The organism is Haemophilus parainfluenzae (assembly GCF_003252755.1).
In the GTDB taxonomy this organism is placed as follows: Bacteria; Pseudomonadota; Gammaproteobacteria; order Enterobacterales; family Pasteurellaceae; genus Haemophilus_D; species Haemophilus_D parainfluenzae_N.
In genome coordinates this window covers 238338-257094 of sequence record NZ_QEPT01000002.1, presented here as the reverse complement: position 1 = coordinate 257094, position 18757 = coordinate 238338, and the positions used below count along the sequence as shown (strand labels likewise).

The window sequence follows — 18757 nt, the reverse complement described above, 5'->3', positions numbered from 1 at the left end:
TCTTATTTATAATAGAATTTTATCCTTGAGTAAAGTAAATAAAGTTCCATTTAAAGAAGAATAAAAGATTAAAAATCTAATTATTTTGAAATTTCAGGATATAACTTCAAAACAAATAGAAATACATCATATTCATACCAAAAAAGTGATGTATTTAAGTGAATAAAATTTTTTCAATAAAAAGAAAGTGCGGTCAAAATCAGTTGAATTTTTGACCGCACTTTATCATAAGATATGCATTACACATTCGATCTTCGATAGTATCTTCTCAACTTAACTTCACCAGTAAATGAATGCTTCTAAGTGTACCTTACCTTCTTTACAATTATTTCTTTCTATTAGATGATATAGGCTGATTTGCAGATAATTCATCAAGATTTATACAATCCCCAAATTTTGCAAAAACTTTTCCTTCAACTATAGGAACCCCAAAACCCTTATCACTTTTTTTTCTTAAAAATCTATATCTATCGTAGACTAATGAACATCCATCATTTTTATAAAGACCAGAAGAACAAAAAAAGATATATCTAAATGGACAATTTTTCTTCTTAAGAATTCTCTCAAGATGGCTGAACATAGCATTAAAACATTCATTTTTTATACCAAATCTTTGGCTGTAAATAATTAAAACACAATCTTGTAATACGGATTCCTTCTTATATTTTTTGTATAATTGAATTTTTTTAAATATATTTTTTACGATAGTTTTAAGCTCTTTTTCAGGATAAAAAAAATTCTTTTTTATTAATGTAGAAGGAGTATCTTCATCTATCGATTTTCTAAATTCTTTTTCAAATCTGTGAATTGGGTTGAAATAAGCCAAATGAGATTCTGAGTCAATTTGTGTTATTCCAACTCCAATTTTTTTATTGTTTACTACAATAATTTTATCTGGTTTGTCAGTATGCTCTAATAAGAGGCTACTATTGGGGTAATATTTTTGTAAAACAGGAATAACTGATGAAAAAATAGTATTCTCTTCCAACATTTGGAGTTCTTTATTAGTTTTCATTCAACTCTCCATAAAAAAGTGCGATCAAATTGACCGTACTTTTTGATTCAAATTTCAAACTTACTCGGCTTTTAAAACCTGAATGCTCAACTCCGCTAGCGCCTGCGGATTCGCAAAACTTGGCGCCTCTGTCATTAAACAAGCTGCGGCTGTTGTTTTCGGGAATGCTATCACATCACGGATATTTTCAGTGCCAGTTAAAAGCATGGTTAAACGGTCTAAACCAAATGCTAAACCTGCATGTGGAGGTGTACCGAATTTTAATGCATCTAATAAGAAACCAAATTTTTCACGTTGTTCCTGTTCATTGATACCAAGAATGCGGAATACGGTTTGTTGCATTTTCGGATCGAAAATACGCACGGAACCACCACCTACTTCATAGCCGTTGATCACCATATCGTAAGCATTTGCTACCGCATCGGTTGGATTCGCTTCTAATTGTTCTGGCGTAAAATCTTTTGGTGAAGTGAATGGGTGGTGCATTGCTGCAAGATTACCCTCTTCATCACGTTCAAACATTGGGAAATCAATCACCCAAAGTGGTTGCCATTCGTCTAAACGAGTTAAACCAAGGTCACGACCTAATTTCAAACGTAACGCACCCATTGCATCAGTGGTGGTTTGCCATTTGTCTGCACCGAAGAATAAGATATCGCCAGTTTGAGCTTTCACACGTTCAGCTAACGCTTTCCATACCTCTTCATTTAAGAATTTCGCAATCGGGCTTTGTACACCTTCAAGGCCAGCATTGATATCATTCACTTTCGCCCAAGCCAAACCTTTCGCACCGTAGATGCCTACAAATTGTGTGTATTCATCAATTTGTTTACGGGTAATTTCTGTACCATTTGGTACACGAATCACTGCAACACGGCCGTTTGGATTGTTTGCAGGCTCATTAAATACTTTAAATTCAACATCTTTAACGATATCTGCCACATCAACTAATTCAAGCGGGTTACGCAAATCTGGTTTATCTGAACCAAAACGAGTCATTGCTTCTTGCCAGGTCATTTGTGGGAATTTACCTAAATCCACACCAATGATGTTTTGCCATAAACCGTGCACCATGCGCTCCATGATCTCACGCACTTCTGGTGCAGTTAAGAAAGAGGTTTCCACATCAATTTGGGTAAATTCAGGCTGACGGTCTGCACGTAAGTCTTCATCACGGAAACATTTCACGATTTGATAATAACGATCAAAACCAGACATCATGAGAAGCTGTTTGAAAAGCTGTGGTGATTGCGGCAATGCATAGAATTTGCCTTTATGCACACGACTTGGCACTAAATAGTCACGCGCACCTTCTGGCGTTGCTTTGGTAAGCATTGGGGTTTCAATATCAAGGAAACCATTGTCATCCATAAAACGACGCACAAAGCTGGTGATTTTTGCACGGGTTTTCAAACGTTGTGCCATTTCTGGACGACGTAAATCTAAATAACGATATTTTAAACGTTGTTCTTCGGTGTTATTTTGGTTGAAGTCTAATGGTAAAACGTCAGAAGCGTTGTAGATGCGTAATTCTTTCGCTAATACTTCTATTTCGCCTGTCGCCATATTTTTATTAATTTGATTGTCAGGACGCGCGATTACTTCACCTTTAATTTGAATACAAAATTCATTACGTAAGCCTGAAGCTGCGGTTAAGGCTTCTTGATATTTCGGGTCAAAACAAACTTGTACGACACCATCACGATCACGCATATCAATAAAAATTAAACCACCTAAATCGCGACGACGGTGAACCCAACCGCTTAATGTTACTTCTTGTCCAATATGGTTGCGGTTTAATGCACCGCAATAATGTGTACGCATCATTTCTATATTCCTTTCATTTTTCTAAAAATGGATAATTAACGCGTTGATTATACGGAAAAAGACATGTCTTTTAAATTGAAAAGCGAAATTTATTTGATCCTTTAAAAACTTTCACTAAAATGACCGCAGTTTTTTGCATTTTATCTAAATAAATGCCCTCTCAATACAACAACAGAATTCAATCATGATGAAAGATACGATTTTTGCAGCCCCGATCGAAAAACTGGGCGATTTTACTTTTGATGAAAGCGTGGCGGAAGTGTTCCCCGATATGATTCAACGCTCGATTCCGGGCTACTCCAACATTATCACGGCGATTGGTATGTTGGCTGAACGTTTTGTGACGGCTGACAGCCAAGTCTATGATTTAGGCTGTTCACGCGGTGCGGCAGCTCTTTCTATGCGACGTAATATTAAACAACCGAATGTGAAAATTATCGGTGTCGATAATTCTCTGCCAATGGTGGAACGCTGCCGTCAGCACGTTGCGGCTTATCATAGTGATGTACCCGTAGAAATTCTTTGCGATGATATTCGTCAAATTGAAATAAAGAACGCCTCAATGATAGTGCTCAACTTCACGTTGCAATTTTTACCACCGGAAGATCGTGTAGCCTTGCTCACCAAAATCTACCAAGGTTTAAACCCAAATGGTGTATTAGTGCTCTCTGAAAAATTCCGTTTTGAAGATGAAAAAGTGAATGAGCTACTGATTGACCTCCACCACCAATTCAAACGTGCTAACGGTTATAGTGAACTTGAAGTGAGCCAAAAACGCACCGCACTTGAAAATGTAATGCGTACTGACTCGATTAACATCCACAAAGAGCGGTTAAAAAACATCGGATTTTCACACATCGAATTATGGTTCCAATGTTTTAATTTTGGCTCAATGATTGCAGTGAAATAATCATAACCTAATCAATCATCTAAAAAATAAGGGCGTATCAAATACGCCCTTATTTGTCACCAATGCTTTATAGCCCTTTTAAATCCTTATCTAATAAACGAGCTAGCAACAAAATACCGTCTTTAAAGCGATATTCTGCATATTCCGCTTGTGCATAATATTCACCTTTCCCTTCCGCAAAGAAATAATCTTGGCTTGGTAATTCAGGTGACCAACCTTTATAGCGAATTGGTAAATAAACATTTGGTGTGCAATGTTTAAAATCTGTTGGTATCTCTGATTGCGCCTCACAAAGTGTCGCGACATGATTTTTATCAAGATGAACAAGTATATAAGCTTTTTTTCCCGAAGGACTTAATTCATCTATACCTGTGGTTTCATTAGATTCATTCGATTCAGATGAAAACTGACTTTGCTGTAATTCAGATAAAATAGCATAATTCAATACCATATAGTCTCCTTGCATTAATGAACGAGGATCCGCGGGAGCAATTTTTAAGACAACAGGCTTACCGGTAGCCAGCACATCTTCAAATTGCTGCACTTTATAATTCACTGCCCCCAATAACACAATCAAAAATACGCCTACAAGCCCAATCGGTGCTTTAAAAACGGGATAGTTTTCGATCGCACTTTGTGAAGGGGATTTATAACGTGCATGTAAAAATAAGGTGACGATCGCAAAAATAACAGCAAAACTTACTAACAATACTCCTTTATAGAGCAATGGAATACTCAATTGGTAATAGAATCCACCTAAATAAACAATAAAGGCAAATACCAAAAGACCAAAAAACGCGCGGCTATCCGTCCAATAAATGAGCAATAATAACGCTGTTAAATATAAAATGACGGGTAGTCCAATAAAGCCTAATGCAAACAAGCTTAATGCTAATAAAATTAACAAAACTTCTATATGTTTAGCTTTGCTGTGCTTATTCATTAGTGCATAGACAATTAATGGTAATACACAAATAAGTAAATATAAGATATGGTTAACATCAAACTGGAAGTGGGACCAAAATCGTCCACTTAAAACTTGCAGTATATTATTAAGGCTCATAGCGTCTGATAGCATGACATCACTTAAAACATCTGTATCAATAAGACCATAATCTACCAAAGGAAGCATCATATAAGATGGCAAAGAGCTCCATAGAGAGAATAATACCATTCCCCAGGCAATCGGCTTTAAATGAATTTGCTCTGATTGATGAGGTCTCATGCTCCAATAAAAGAAGACAATCGAACTCAGTAGCTGGATTTTATTAAACCATGTGTTATTCAAGCTGTAACTATGGAAATATATATCATAGGAAATTTGCCAATAAACGAGAAGTTGGATAACCAGTAGAATCCTAACCAAAGAATTTGGCATCAATTTGTAGCTAACAATAATAATGGCTGAAAAAATCAGTGTGGAAATAAAGATACCGAGATTTGAATCTTCGCTAAATTCATATCCTAATAAAAGAAAAAGATTATCAAATTTAACAAGCAAATAGAATCCTAAAAAACTGTTTGCGATTAGAAAAAATAAACCCGCTAAAATTGTAGTGTATTCATTTTTATCTTTATTTAAGGTAAGCGACCAAGCTATGCCAAATAAAATAATACCAATGATTAATGTACTAGACTCATCTAAACCTAAAGAAAAAAATAGCCAAGCGCCTATCGTCACTACCGCTATCAATAAAGCTATCACCCATAATATTGAAGTCGCCCAATGGGATTTCTTATTATTTGGATGTTCTCGTTTATAGAGTTTCACCAACCAATTGATTGCCATAACAGTAAAAATAAAGCCAATTAATCCTAAAACCAATCCATCTTCGAAAGCTTGAATAAACTCAGAACCCCAAAAGCAATAAGCACCTAGAAAGGCAACAACTGAAATAATTAAATTAATAAAATCAAAGCGGTATTTTTGATATATGTAAAATGCAACCAAAGAAGGAATAGCAATCTGTAAAGAACTGAGTGATGAACGACCAAGCTCCCCCCAAGCATAAGCATGAAAGTACACATCATAAATTACAGTTAAACCAAATAAACTGGCAAAAGTCAGTACTAAAAATACTTTAGGTAAAATTCGCCAATGTTGATCATGAAAAGTTTTACTGAATAATTCAGATACCACGAGGAATCCAGTATTAATTAGCACGGCATAACCCATTGAGTTATAGGAGTTTTGTTCATTAAATAAATAAAATGTAACATTGGTAGTGGTGGCAAATAATAACGCAGAAGCCACATTCGGAAACAATAATAAAAACGGAAGTTGGCACAGTGTCCAAACAGCAAATAACTGCCATAAATCAGCTCCCGTTTGATAGGTTTGTCCGACTAAGGCAAATAAACCGCCAATTAACACAGAAACAACAAAAAAGATACTATATGTCTTCCACTTTAATTTTTCTTTGGCTTGTCGACGACTTTCTCGAATAAAACAATAAAGGCCTAATACCAGTGTCACCACAAGCAGTGTTTGTAAGCCATAAATTTTGGCTAAATCAGAAAAATAATCTAAATTGGCTGCAATTAACGTGACTACTCCACTCGTTAAAAATCCCACGGTTAATAATAAAAACAGTAAATTTAAATAACGTTGCCAAGAAAGATTAAAAAGGCCAGTTGTATTCATTCATTTTTTCCTTTTTATAAAAATATTCGTATTATCTTAGCATAATAGTCAGGTAAATAAATAACAAAAAAATGTGGCTAAATAATACAATTTAGCCACATTTTAATTTAGGTAAAATAATATTTATTACGCTGCATTCGGCTTATGGAGTAAGGTAAAAGCAATGAAACCAAATCCTAAGAAGCAAGAAACGATCAAGGCATAAAAACCACCATCCCAGCCAAATAAGTCGACCAATTTACCCATTACATAGCCTGCACTCGCAGAACCTAATAAGTAACCGAATAGCCCGGTTAGACCTGTCGCTGTACCTGTTGCCACACGTGGCACAAGGTCTGCCGCTTGAAGCCCGATCATCATTACTGGACCATAAATTAAGAAACCGATAGCAACAAGACAAATATTATCTACGAGTGGATTACCTTCCGGGTTTTTCCAATAAACAATAATCGCGATTAACACACCAGTTAGGAATAATAACATCGGCGGTGCTCGGTGGCCTTTGAAGACTTTATCGCTTAAATAACCACTAGCAAGCATACCAAAGATACCTGCGTATTCGTAAAGGAAATACGCCCAGCTTTGTTTGTCTACAGAGAAATGTTTCACTTCTTTTAGATACGTTGGGGCCCAGTCAATAATGCCGTAACGAATGAAATACACAAATACGTTCGCAAGTGCAATCGCCCATAAGAACTTATTATTAATGATGTATTTCATGAAAATATCTTTAGAAGAAAGCGTGTGAGCTGATTCGACTTTCTCTACAATTTTTTCACCTTTCCATTCATCTACCGGTGGTAACCCTTGTGATTCTGGAGTATCGCGCATTAAATAGAACATGATGAATGCCAATACAATGGCGATTAAGGCTGGTAAATAGAATAAAGATTGCCATACCCCGAAAATCGATAAACCGAGGATCGCTAATGGACCGATTAAACCACCACCTAAGTTATGTGATACGTTCCACCAGCTCCACCACACACCACGTTCAGAAACCGAGAACCAGTTGGTCATTGTTTTTGCACCTGGTGGATATCCCATTCCTTGGAACCAGCCATTTAATGCAGCTAACACAATCATCAATGGAATAGAAGAAAGCACGCCTGGTACTAAACCGAAAATTAAGCTCACTAATGCAGAACCTAATAAACCAATAGTAATAAAATATTTAGGATTACTTCGGTCAGAAATATTCCCCATAATGAACTTACTAAAACCGTAAGCCAGTGATAACGCTACCCCAACTGTACCTAAATCAGCTTTAGTAAAGCCATATTCATCAATAAGATAAGGAATTGCTAAAGAAAAGTTTTTGCGGATAAGATAATAAGCCGCATACCCGATAAATACTCCAGCAAATACCTGCCAACGTAATTTTTTATACTCGGCATCTGTTCTAGAACTTTCAATTCTTGGTGCTGGAGGAGATGCTTTTAAGAATGAAAACATCTTTGTTCTCCTATAATAATTTACAACTTGTCGTATCCTTGTAATAGCTAGGCCACTACAACGAGAAACAGATTACCAAAGCCGAATATGAAACAGAGCTCCGACCACTCCAAATGATTAGTTCATTTTCGTTATTTAAACGACTCTAATTTCTGGGATAAATTACGTCCTAAGTCTATTTAAAAATTTCTATGTTATAATACCGACCAACCCAATAAAAAAGGATAATAAGATGAGAATTTTACACACCATGCTTCGAGTGGGTGATTTAGACCACTCTATTAAATTTTATCAAGACGTTTTAGGTATGCGTTTATTACGCACAAGTGAAAACCCTGAGTATAAATATTCACTAGCCTTTTTAGGTTACGAGGATGGTGAGAGTGCAACTGAAATTGAATTAACATACAACTGGGGCGTGACTGAATATGATCTTGGTAATGCTTACGGTCATATTGCTATTGGTGTAGATGATATTTACGCAACTTGTGAAGCGGTACGTGCTAATGGCGGTAAAGTAACTCGCGAAGCCGGCCCTGTTAAAGGTGGCACAACCGTGATTGCATTCGTTGAAGATCCAGATGGTTATAAGATCGAGTTTATCGAAAATAAAAGTGCAAAATCAGCTTTAGGGAATTAAGGAATACATTGTGTCAGATACACCTGAAATTCCTTATCACCACCAATTAAAAAATCGGTTTCGCGGCTACTTTCCTGTCATTATTGATGTGGAAACGGCTGGGTTTGATGCCAAAAAAAATGCGCTTTTAGAACTTGCGGCAATCACCTTAAAAATGGATGAGAATGGCAATTTACACCCCGATCAAAAATGCCATTTTCATATTGAGCCATTTGAAGGTGCGAATATTAATCCGGAATCACTCAAATTTAACGGGATTGATATTCATAATCCATTGCGAGGTGCCGTATCTGAATTAGATGCCATCACAGGATTGTTCCAAATGGTGCGTCGAGGACAAAAAGATTCTGAATGTCAGCGTTCTATTATCGTGGCACATAATGCGGCTTTTGACCAAAGTTTCGTGATGGCAGCTGCTGAACGTACGGGTGTAAAACGTAATCCATTCCACCCTTTCGGGATGTTTGATACCGCAACGCTTGCCGGTTTTATGTTTGGACAAACGGTTCTCATTAAAGCATGCCAAGCGGCAAAAATTCCTTTTGATGGTAAACAAGCACACTCTGCGCTATATGACACCGAACGCACTGCGGAATTATTCTGCTATATGGTCAATCACTTAAAAGATCTTGGTGGTTTCCCGCATATAGCTCAAACCGATGAAACGGGAAAAACTACTGAAAATCAGACCGCACTTTAATTTTCAAAATTTTTTAGAAAAAAGACTTGCAATCGTTTTCGGTTTACCGTATTTTAAAAATTAATTCAATTTAGTTATCTAAATAAGAGAGTTTCAAATGAACTTTATTCTTCGTCACCATCATCGTCATTCAACTGAATAATCTTTCAGGCTGTTGGCGTGCTTGGAAGATTTCTTCCGAGCTGACAAGATAAAGATCCAAAAAATCTTACCCCTCGGAAGGCAACTTTCGAGGGGTTTTGTTTTATTATTAATTACAGGAGTTTATTACTATGCGACATTTAGCCTTAAATCAATTTTCTTTTATGCGACCTTTTAAGTTTAATTAATCAATAAGGAACAACAATATGCTATCTAATCCCGTTGTTATTTCAATTGTCGTGCTACTGGCGTTAAGCCTACTGCGCGTGAACGTGGTTATCGCACTTGTGATTTCTGCTCTTACAGCTGGCTTATGCGGAGACCTAGGTTTAAGCAAAACCATTGAGGCCTTTACAGGCGGTTTAGGTGGTGGTGCTGAAGTTGCCATGAACTATGCGATGCTCGGTGCATTTGCCATTGCGATTTCAAAATCTGGCATCACTGATTTGCTTGCCTACAAAATTATTACCCGAATGAACAAAACACCAACTGGTAAAAATTTAGCGTGGTTTAAATATATGTTGCTTGGTATTTTGCTTTTATTCGCCATTTCATCCCAAAACTTGCTCCCAGTGCACATTGCGTTTATCCCCATTGTAGTGCCACCTTTACTTTCTATTTTTAACCGTTTAAAAATCGATCGTCGTGCAGTCGCTTGTATTATTACCTTCGGTTTAACCGCAACCTATATGATCTTACCGGTTGGTTTCGGTAAAATCTTTATCGAAAGCGTTTTAGTAAAAAATATCAATCTTGCTGGGGCTCCACTCGGCTTACAAACCAGTGTTGGTGAAGTTTCTTTCGCTATGCTTATCCCTGTTATTGGTATGATTCTTGGTTTACTCACTGCCGTATTTGTTACCTATCGCAAACCGCGTGAGTATGTTGTGACAACGGCAGAACCAACTACAACTGAAATTGAACAACACATTGCGAACATTAAACCTATTCAAATTACCGCAAGTGCGGTTGCTATTGTCGCCACTTTTGCCACACAGCTTTTCACAAGCTCTACAATTATTGGTGGTTTAGTCGGTTTAATCATTTTCGGGGCATTCGGTATCTTCAAACTCAAAGAAAGTAACGACATTTTCCAACAAGGTTTACGCTTAATGGCGATGATCGGCTTTGTTATGATTGCTGCGTCTGGTTTCGCTAATGTGATTAATACCACAAGCGGTGTGAAAGAGTTAGTTGATGCACTTTCAACGGGTGCGATTCAAAGTAAAGGCGTTGCGGCATTCTTAATGTTACTCGTTGGGTTATTGATTACCATGGGTATTGGTTCTTCTTTCTCAACTGTACCAATTATCACCTCAATTTATGTACCACTTTGTCTCTCTTTTGGTTTCTCACCACTTGCGACAGTAGCTATCGTAGGTGTAGCAGCAGCATTAGGAGATGCGGGTTCACCGGCTTCTGACTCAACACTTGGGCCAACATCCGGTTTGAATATAGATGGTAAACACGACCACATTTGGGATTCTGTTGTGCCAACCTTTATTCACTACAATATCCCATTATTAGCGTTCGGTTGGATTGCAGCCATGACACTTTAATCGTTATAATCCCTGCATTCATTATGCGGGGATTTTTTTATGTCTATTCAATCATTACTCAATACGCTCGAACAAAAAGTACAGCAACTGACTCAAGCCTATCAGGCTAACTCTGATAAAAAAATCAACGCGAAATTTAACCGCACTTTATTTACCGAAGATTTTGAAACCGTCGGTTTTTATCTCAAAGAAATCGAGCAAAGCTTAACTAAGCTATGTAAAATTCCTCATCAAAATGAAGAACAAATTGTATTTATGGCAGAACATCTTTTAGGGCAATGTGCCGCCTTGACCGAAGCCATGAATCGCAAGCATAAAAAGCCCATTCAGCCGAAAATAACAGAGCCACAAGTTGCAAGTAGTAAATCACAACATAGCATTCATCGTCTCCCTCCTCGAGAGCGTCTAGAAAAGTATTATGAAGCCTTGCAGCAACTCACGGAAAAATACGAAGAAGCCAAAGCACAAGCTAATACGGCTCAAACAGATATTCAACGAGATATGCATAAGCAAACAGCAGCAATTTATTTAACGCGCCGTCAAAAATGTTTAGAAGCGATTGAGACCTTAGAAGAATACCTTGCCTTTAAAGAGGCCCAAGAAAGTGCGGTCAAAAAATAAGATATTTTTAAATAGACTGAAAAGCAAAAATCCCTAAATCTTTCGACTTAGGGATTTTTTGAATTTGATGGCGGAGGAAGTGAGATTCGAACTCACGGAGGGCGTAAACCCTCGCCGGTTTTCAAGACCGGTGCCTTCAACCACTCGACCATTCCTCCGTGATTTAAGCGAGGTGAATAATACGTTTTTTCCCCCACCCCGTCAAGCAAGAAAATAAAAAAATTATCTGACTGACTACTTTTAAATCACTATGTTTTAAAAATACACAAAATAAAAACGGAACCTACTGGTTCCGTTTTTATGGTTAAGATATTACTCTGATTTTGCTTGTGTAGGTTCAGAGTAAATGTGACTAATTGCACTATGATGACCTGCCGCGCCTTTACCGTTAAAGTAATAACGAGACTCTTTCCATTCCACAATTGGGAATGGTTTAGACTCTTCATCTGGTGCTTTCGCTAGTGTCATCGCTGCTTTTGTATGCGGCACGGCTGAAATAGTACCTGCACGACCTGTGAACACATAAGAACGAGCAAACTCAGCTTTTTCTTGTGGTTCAACTTCTGCCGTTGCAACTTGAGCAACAGGTTCTGATTTATGATGCAAGCGTTCTAATGACTCTTGCACTTTCTGTTGAACCGCTTCATTCGCCGGTTGAGTAATGAAATCTAACGCAGGTTGTGCTTCAACTGATTTTTCTTCCACGACAATACCCGTTGCCGGGGTGATCACACCCTTTTTCGTTTTCTCTTGCTCAAGCAACTCATCCACTGATAAGAAATTATTTTCTTTCGGTGCATTCACTGCAGAATAATCGATACATACTTTACCGCTTGCTAATTCTGGTGAAGCAACTGCCGCAAATAATGGCATTGGTGACTTCACTTCAATACGACGACGGCGTTGATTATTTGATGCACGTAAATGACGAGGTGTACGGCGCTGACGTTCTTGACGTGGTTTATCTTCTGTATTATCAACAGTGTTATTTTCAACTACTTCATTTTTAATCACAGGAACTTCAACGGCCTCAATAACATTCTCGTTGATGTTATTTGTATTATCCTCAATACGAACACGTTTACGTAAATCACGACGTTGACGACGCTCTGCTACCGGTTTCTCTGCTTTTTCTTCTTGACGATTATCATCAGAAACATTAGCAAAATTAACCGCACTTTCAGATGTCACTTCTTCATTCGCGTTACGACGATTGCGACGATTATTTATACGCTCGCGAGTTGGACGTGCATTTTCTTCATCTGTATTTTTCGCATTATCGTTGTTTTCGTTGTTGCGAGAACGACGATTATTACGACGATCTTGATTGCGGCGATTATTACGGTTGTTGTTACGATTGTTGCGGTTGTTTTGGTTTTTCTCTTCTTCTTTTGGTTCAGAAGCAAATAAACCTTTAATTGCGGCAACAATTTTCGCAAACAATGACGGTTCTTCCGATTTACGCTCAACTGGTGCTGGCGCTGCCGTTGGGATCGATAGAGATACTGCTGCACTTTCCATCACTTGCTCAGAGGTCACTGCTGCAGTTTCGATATTGCGAGAAACAAGAGACTCTTCTGGTACAAATGTATCGTCTTGTGCATCATGGAATTTCGTTAAGTTATAGCTTAATTCATTTAGCTCTTCGCCTTCACGTACACGGAATACGCTGAAATGCGGCGTTTCCATTGCTTCATTTGGTACCACGATAATATCAACATCATGGCGTTTTTCGATGCTATGAACAGCTTTACGTTTTTCGTTAAGTAAGTAAGACGCAATTTGTACAGGCACGATAGTGTGTACTTGTTTGGTGTTTTCTTTTAACGCTTCTTCTTCGATTAAACGTAAGATAGAAAGAGATAAACTTTCGTTATCACGTACTTTACCCGTACCTTGACAGCGTGGGCAAACATGGTGAGAAGACTCACCTAATGATGGGCTTAAACGCTGACGAGACATTTCCAATAAGCCGAAGCGAGAAATACGGCTGATTTGAATACGCGCACGGTCTTGACGCACCGCATCACGGATACGATTTTCTACTTCACGTTGGTGACGAACCGGTGTCATATCGATGAAATCGATGACCACTAAACCACCTAAGTCACGTAAACGTAATTGACGAGCAATTTCATCCGCCGCTTCAAGGTTGGTATTTAATGCGGTTTCTTCAATATCACCACCACGAGTTGAACGCGCCGAGTTGATATCGATCGCCGTTAACGCTTCTGTCACATCAATGACAATCGAACCACCAGAAGGTAAACGCACTTCACGTTGGAAGGCGGATTCAATTTGTGACTCAATTTGATAGTGACTAAATAACGGCACTTCACCTTGATACAATTTCACACGATTGATGAAATCTGGACGTACAAGTTTGATGTGCGCTTTCGCTTTTTCAAATACTTTCGGGCTATCAATTAAGATCTCACCGATATCACGACGCAAGTAATCACGGATCGCACGAACGATCACATCACTTTCTTGGTGAATTAAGAACGGCGCCGGACGGCTTTGTGAAGCTTGTTTAATCGCTTCCCAATGATGTAATAGTACTTTCAAGTCCCATTGTAATTCTTCTGGTGATTTACCCACACCCGCTGTACGCACGATAAGGCCAACGCCTTCCGGTACATCTAAAGAACTCAATGCTTCTTTTAATTCGATACGTTCATCGCCTTCAATACGGCGAGAGATACCACCTGCACGCGGATTGTTTGGCATAATCACCAAATAACTACCGGCAAGGGAAACAAAAGTGGTTAAGGCCGCGCCTTTATTGCCACGTTCTTCTTTATTCACCTGAACGATCACTTCTTGGCCTTCGGTCAAAATATCACGGATATTTGGACGACCTTGGAACACATAATCAGCAGGAAAATACTCACGGGCAATTTCTTTTAAAGGAAGGAAGCCATGACGCTCTGCACCATAATCCACAAAGGCTGCTTCTAAACTCGGCTCTACGCGAGTGATTTTCCCTTTGTAAATATTGGCTTTTTTCTGTTCATGACCCGGACTTTCAATATCCAAGTCAAATAAACGCTGGCCATCGACCAACGCAACGCGCAACTCTTCTTTTTGAGTCGCATTGATTAACATTCTTTTCATTGTCAATTTCTCGTTTGAATTATCTAAAATACCTTGAAAATTAACCGCACTTTACAGATTTACTGACCTTAGCCATCGACCTCGTGTTTCTCGCGAACAGTCAATCTCACGACTGTGTGTTGCTGGGTGCATTGATAGCATACTCAATTGTTATCTAATACAATTTTCGTAAAACAATGCGGTGTGTTAATTACGCATTGCAAGGAAGCGTTAACCTTCAAGAAAAATATGTTGATTATCAATGTCTTATGCCATTCGCCGCATTGAGTTTTGACCAACATACAAAATCGCTTTCTAAATGCCAAATTTTAGGCGCAGAAAGACGCTCTATTATCCACATTCGGGGCTAAATTAGCAAGGCATTCTTGCTATTATCACCTGGGATATTGTGATATGATTCAGCCCAATTTTTAAAGGACAGATTCAATGACTGAAAAACAAGAAAAAATCATCAATCAATCCGTCAAAATGCTCACCATTTCTGAGGACGAAGCAGGACAACGCATTGATAATTATTTATTGGCTAAATTAAAAGGCGTACCAAAAAGTTTGATTTATCGCATTCTGCGTAAAGGCGAAGTACGTGTGAACAAAGGGCGAATCAAACCTGAATATAAATTACAAAATGGTGATGTGGTGCGTGTGCCTCCAGTTCGTGTTTCTGAAAAAAATACTGCACCGATTTCTAAAAACTTGAATAAAGTCGCTTCCCTTGAAAGCCATATTATTTTTGAAGATGATTGTTTATTAGTATTGAATAAACCTTCCGGTATTGCGGTTCATGGCGGGAGTGGTTTGAATTTTGGTGTGATTGAAGCCTTGCGTGCATTACGCCCCGAAGCACGTTTTTTAGAATTGGTTCATCGCTTAGACAGAGATACATCGGGTATCTTATTAGTGGCAAAAAAACGCTCTGCCTTACGCAACTTACATGAACAACTTCGTGTTAAAAACGTACAAAAAGATTATCTCGCACTCGTACGTGGACAATGGCAATCTCATGTAAAAGTCGTACAAGCGCCTCTATTAAAAAATGAGTTAGCCAGCGGTGAACGCATCGTTAAAGTCAGTGAACAAGGCAAACCTTCAGAAACGCGATTTGCCATTGAAGAACGCTATCAAAATGCGACCTTAGTAAAAGCGTCGCCTGTAACGGGAAGAACCCATCAGATCCGAGTTCATACTCAATATGCAGGTCACCCAATCGCGCTGGATGATAAATACGGTGATAAAGAATTCGATAAATATATGCAAGATCTCGGACTCAATCGTTTGTTTTTACATGCATTTTCTATTCGCTTTGAACACCCTAAAACGGGCGAAACATTACGTTTCAATGCACAACTAGATGAAAAAATGAAAACAATTCTGAAAAAACTGCGTGAAAGCAAAGAGATAAACCCATAGACAAGAAAAATGTTTATTGCTATATTTGGTGACGGAGACAACTCGTTTCTATCATTAATTAACATATAACAACAAAGGATAGCAAAATGGCAAAAGGACAATCATTACAAGATCCTTATTTGAATGCGTTACGCCGTGAACGTATTCCTGTTTCGATTTATCTCGTTAATGGGATTAAATTACAGGGTCAAATCGAATCATTCGACCAATTCGTGATTTTATTAAAAAACACTGTTAATCAAATGGTGTACAAACACGCTATTTCAACTGTGGTTCCAGCACGTTCTGTTTCTCACCACAATAATAACGGCGGTCATCATGCAGCACAAACTTCTGACGCTGCAGCGGAAGTAGAAACACAAGCAGAATAATTCTGTTCAATGAATGATTTCATCAATTTAAGTGCGGTTGAAAATTCACCAGAAATTTCAACCGCACTTTCGTCATCTAAAACAGGCGACAATAACCAATCGGCGAAAGATAAAGCTGTCGTCGTGCATGTTTTCTTTTCTCAAAATAAAAACATTGAAGATCTGCAAGAATTCCAACTTTTAGCAGAATCTGCCAATGTTGAGATTTTACAAATCATCACCACAAGCCGAGCTACACCACAAGCAAAATATTTTATCGGTGAAGGGAAAGCACAAGAAATTGCTGATGCGGTGAAAGCCTTAGATGCCGATGTTGTTTTGGTGAATCATCAATTAACCCCTGCACAAACCCGTAATTTAGAAAGCATCTGCCAATGTCGCGTAGTGGATCGCACTGGGGTAATTTTAGATATCTTTGCCCAACGAGCTCGCTCACACGAAGGGAAATTACAAGTTGAATTAGCCCAACTCAAGCATTTATCGACTCGATTAGTTCGCCGAAAAACAGGTTTAGATCAACAAAAAGGTGCAGTTGGATTACGTGGTCCAGGCGAAACGCAATTAGAAACGGATCGCCGTTTAATCAAGGTGCGTATTGCGCAGTTGCAAAATCGTTTGGCAAAAGTCGAAAAACAACGCAACCAAAATCGCCAAACCCGACAAAAATCGGATATTCCGACCATTTCTTTGGTTGGTTATACCAATGCGGGAAAATCGACGCTATTCAATTTTATCACGCAAGCCAATGTCTATGCGGCGGATCAGCTTTTTGCCACCCTTGATCCCACATTAAGACGTTTACAAATTCAAGATGTTGGTACAGCCATTCTCGCGGATACTGTTGGTTTTGTTCGCCAACTCCCCCATGATTTAGTGTCCGCTTTTAAATCTACCTTGCAAGAAACGGTAGAAGCCAGTTTGTTATTACATATCATTGATGCAGCTGACGCTCGAAAGATCGAAAATATTGAAGCGGTAAATTTAGTATTGGAGGAGATTAAGGCTGATAAAGTGCCAGCTTTGCTTGTGTATAACAAAATCGATTTATTGGAAAATGTGGCGCCCCATATTGAATATGATGACGAGAATAAGCCCGTTGCCGTTTATCTTTCCGCGCATTCAGGTGAAGGATTAGAGCTGCTACTTGAAGCCATTAAAGTGCGGTTGAAAAATGAGATACTTTCTTTCACTCTCACGCTGCTCCCGCAAGAGGGCAAAATTCGCCATGCGCTCTATCAATTAGATAGCATTCGTCACGAACAAATTTCGGATGAAGGTGAATTTATCCTCAATGTACAAATTGATAAAGTCGAATGGCTCAAACTTTGTAAACAATTCCCTAAACTGTCAGAAATTATTTACTAATACCGTATTGTTTTAATTTATTGGCAATCGCCGTATGTGATACACCTAATCGTTGTGCTAATTTTCGAGTACTTGGATACTGAGCATAAAAAGCACGGAGTACACTCGCCTCATATTGTCCCATGATCTCATCTAGGGTTTGCTCTCCAAAATCATCCACAGAAATGACCGCACTTTGTACGGGTTTTAAATTTAAACTTTCAATATCAAGCTGGTTATTTTTCGCTAAGGAACAGGCACGATACAAGACATTGTAAAGCTCTCGCACATTACCTTGCCAAGGCTGCCCTTTCAAATAACTCAAAAAATCAGCATTATATTGCGGCATTGGAATCTTAAGCTGCGTGCTAATTTCTTGTAAAAAACCGTCCGTTAAAGGTTGAATGTCTTCCACTCGTTCACGCAAGGGCGGCACATTTAGCGCCAAAACATTTAAGCGATGGAATAGATCACTGCGTAATTTCCCTTGCTCTAACAGCTTTTCCATCGGTTCTTGTGACGTACAAATCACACGAACATTTGCATGATGTTCTTTTTCTTCCCCCACTCGGCGGAAAGAACCATCGGTTAAAAAACGCAATAATTTTGCTTGTAAACTTAATGAAAGCTCGGCAATGCCATCCAGTAACACCGTGCCTTCGTTAGCATATTCAAAAAAACCGCTGGTTTCACTGTCACCCACTTTACGCCCAAACATTTCGCTTTCCGCATCTTCATCCGGCAGGCCTGCACAGTTTACTGCAATGAATTTTTTCTCACGACGCAAGCTCGCAAAATGGCAAGCTTTTGCTAATAAATCTTTACCTGTGCCCGTTTCACCCTGAATTAAAAGCGGCACATCAAACATCGCAAAACGTTGTGCATTTTCGACCGCACTTTTCATGGAAAGGCTTTGAGTGACAAAGCAAGAGAACGGATCTTGTGGATTAAATGTCAGCATAAAATAAGCTCAAATTTATTGAATGATGCCGATATGATAGGAAGT

Annotated in this window: 14 protein-coding genes, 1 tRNA gene and 1 other annotated feature; of the genes, 8 read left to right on the top strand and 7 right to left on the bottom strand. The window is 38.6% G+C overall.

The window, feature by feature from the left end; translation table 11 throughout:
• Positions 1-325 precede the first annotated feature (325 nt).
• Together DPV95_RS03535 and aspS are read right to left on the bottom strand one after the other, a co-directional pair.
• Positions 326-1015 carry a hypothetical protein gene (locus tag DPV95_RS03535; protein WP_111406654.1) on the bottom strand — a complete coding sequence of 230 codons (690 nt, stop codon included), beginning with the start codon at positions 1013-1015 and terminating at the stop codon, positions 326-328.
• A 60-nt stretch (positions 1016-1075) separates the two neighbouring features.
• Positions 1076-2842 carry an aspartate--tRNA ligase gene (gene aspS / locus DPV95_RS03530; protein WP_049368016.1) on the bottom strand — a complete coding sequence of 589 codons (1767 nt, stop codon included), beginning with the start codon at positions 2840-2842 and terminating at the stop codon, positions 1076-1078.
• Between the two features lie 184 nt (positions 2843-3026).
• On the opposite strand from aspS, the gene cmoA reads away from it, so the two are divergent.
• Complete coding sequence (gene cmoA / locus DPV95_RS03525) at positions 3027-3752, top strand: carboxy-S-adenosyl-L-methionine synthase CmoA (protein WP_049368017.1); 726 nt, start codon at positions 3027-3029, stop codon at positions 3750-3752.
• A 67-nt stretch (positions 3753-3819) separates the two neighbouring features.
• On the opposite strand, the gene DPV95_RS03520 is transcribed toward cmoA, so the two are convergent.
• Positions 3820-6396, bottom strand: a complete 2577-nt coding sequence (locus tag DPV95_RS03520) for a GDYXXLXY domain-containing protein (protein WP_049368018.1) — start codon at positions 6394-6396, stop codon at positions 3820-3822.
• Positions 6397-6522: 126 nt separating this feature from the next.
• A complete protein-coding gene (locus DPV95_RS03515; protein ID WP_005696695.1) occupies positions 6523-7851 on the bottom strand; it encodes a phosphoglycerate transporter protein PgtP in 1329 nt (442 codons plus the stop codon).
• A gap of 232 nt (positions 7852-8083) precedes the next feature.
• Between DPV95_RS03515 and gloA the strand changes: the two genes are divergently transcribed.
• From gloA to priC, 4 genes are all read left to right on the top strand, one after another.
• The gene (gene gloA / locus DPV95_RS03510; RefSeq protein ID WP_049368019.1) at positions 8084-8491 is read left to right on the top strand and encodes a lactoylglutathione lyase; all 408 of its coding nucleotides are present in this window, start codon (positions 8084-8086) and stop codon (positions 8489-8491) included.
• Positions 8492-8501: 10 nt separating this feature from the next.
• Positions 8502-9191, top strand: a complete 690-nt coding sequence (gene rnt / locus DPV95_RS03505) for a ribonuclease T (protein WP_049368020.1) — start codon at positions 8502-8504, stop codon at positions 9189-9191.
• Positions 9192-9308: 117 nt separating this feature from the next.
• Positions 9309-9436 (top strand) — a sequence feature (His leader region).
• 102 nt (positions 9437-9538) lie between these two features.
• Positions 9539-10891, top strand: coding sequence for a Na+/H+ antiporter family protein (locus tag DPV95_RS03500; RefSeq protein WP_111406653.1), 1353 nt, complete (start codon positions 9539-9541; stop codon positions 10889-10891).
• Between the two features lie 39 nt (positions 10892-10930).
• Positions 10931-11512, top strand: coding sequence for a primosomal replication protein PriC (gene priC / locus DPV95_RS03495; protein ID WP_111406652.1), 582 nt, complete (start codon positions 10931-10933; stop codon positions 11510-11512).
• A gap of 68 nt (positions 11513-11580) precedes the next feature.
• On the opposite strand, the gene DPV95_RS03490 is transcribed toward priC, so the two are convergent.
• Together DPV95_RS03490 and rne are read right to left on the bottom strand one after the other, a co-directional pair.
• Positions 11581-11670 (bottom strand) — tRNA-Ser (locus DPV95_RS03490).
• A gap of 154 nt (positions 11671-11824) precedes the next feature.
• Entirely contained in the window at positions 11825-14629 is a 2805-nt protein-coding gene (rne, locus tag DPV95_RS03485; protein WP_111406651.1) for a ribonuclease E, read from the bottom strand.
• Positions 14630-15055: 426 nt separating this feature from the next.
• Between rne and rluC the strand changes: the two genes are divergently transcribed.
• The 3 genes from rluC (at position 15056) to hflX (ending at position 17772) form a co-directional block, all read left to right on the top strand.
• The gene (rluC, locus tag DPV95_RS03480) at positions 15056-16036 is read left to right on the top strand and encodes a 23S rRNA pseudouridine(955/2504/2580) synthase RluC (protein WP_049364480.1); all 981 of its coding nucleotides are present in this window, start codon (positions 15056-15058) and stop codon (positions 16034-16036) included.
• A gap of 86 nt (positions 16037-16122) precedes the next feature.
• On the top strand, positions 16123-16407 hold the full coding sequence (gene hfq, locus DPV95_RS03475; protein WP_049364479.1) for an RNA chaperone Hfq: 285 nt from the start codon (positions 16123-16125) through the stop codon (positions 16405-16407).
• 9 nt (positions 16408-16416) lie between these two features.
• Complete coding sequence (hflX, locus tag DPV95_RS03470; RefSeq protein WP_049364478.1) at positions 16417-17772, top strand: ribosome rescue GTPase HflX; 1356 nt, start codon at positions 16417-16419, stop codon at positions 17770-17772.
• On the opposite strand, the gene DPV95_RS03465 is transcribed toward hflX, so the two are convergent.
• Positions 17762-18712 (bottom strand): sigma 54-interacting transcriptional regulator, encoded by a 951-nt coding sequence (locus DPV95_RS03465; protein WP_111406650.1) that lies wholly within the window; start codon positions 18710-18712, stop codon positions 17762-17764. The two genes, hflX and DPV95_RS03465, sit on opposite strands and share 11 nt — an antisense overlap.
• Between the last annotated feature and the right edge of the window lie 45 nt (positions 18713-18757).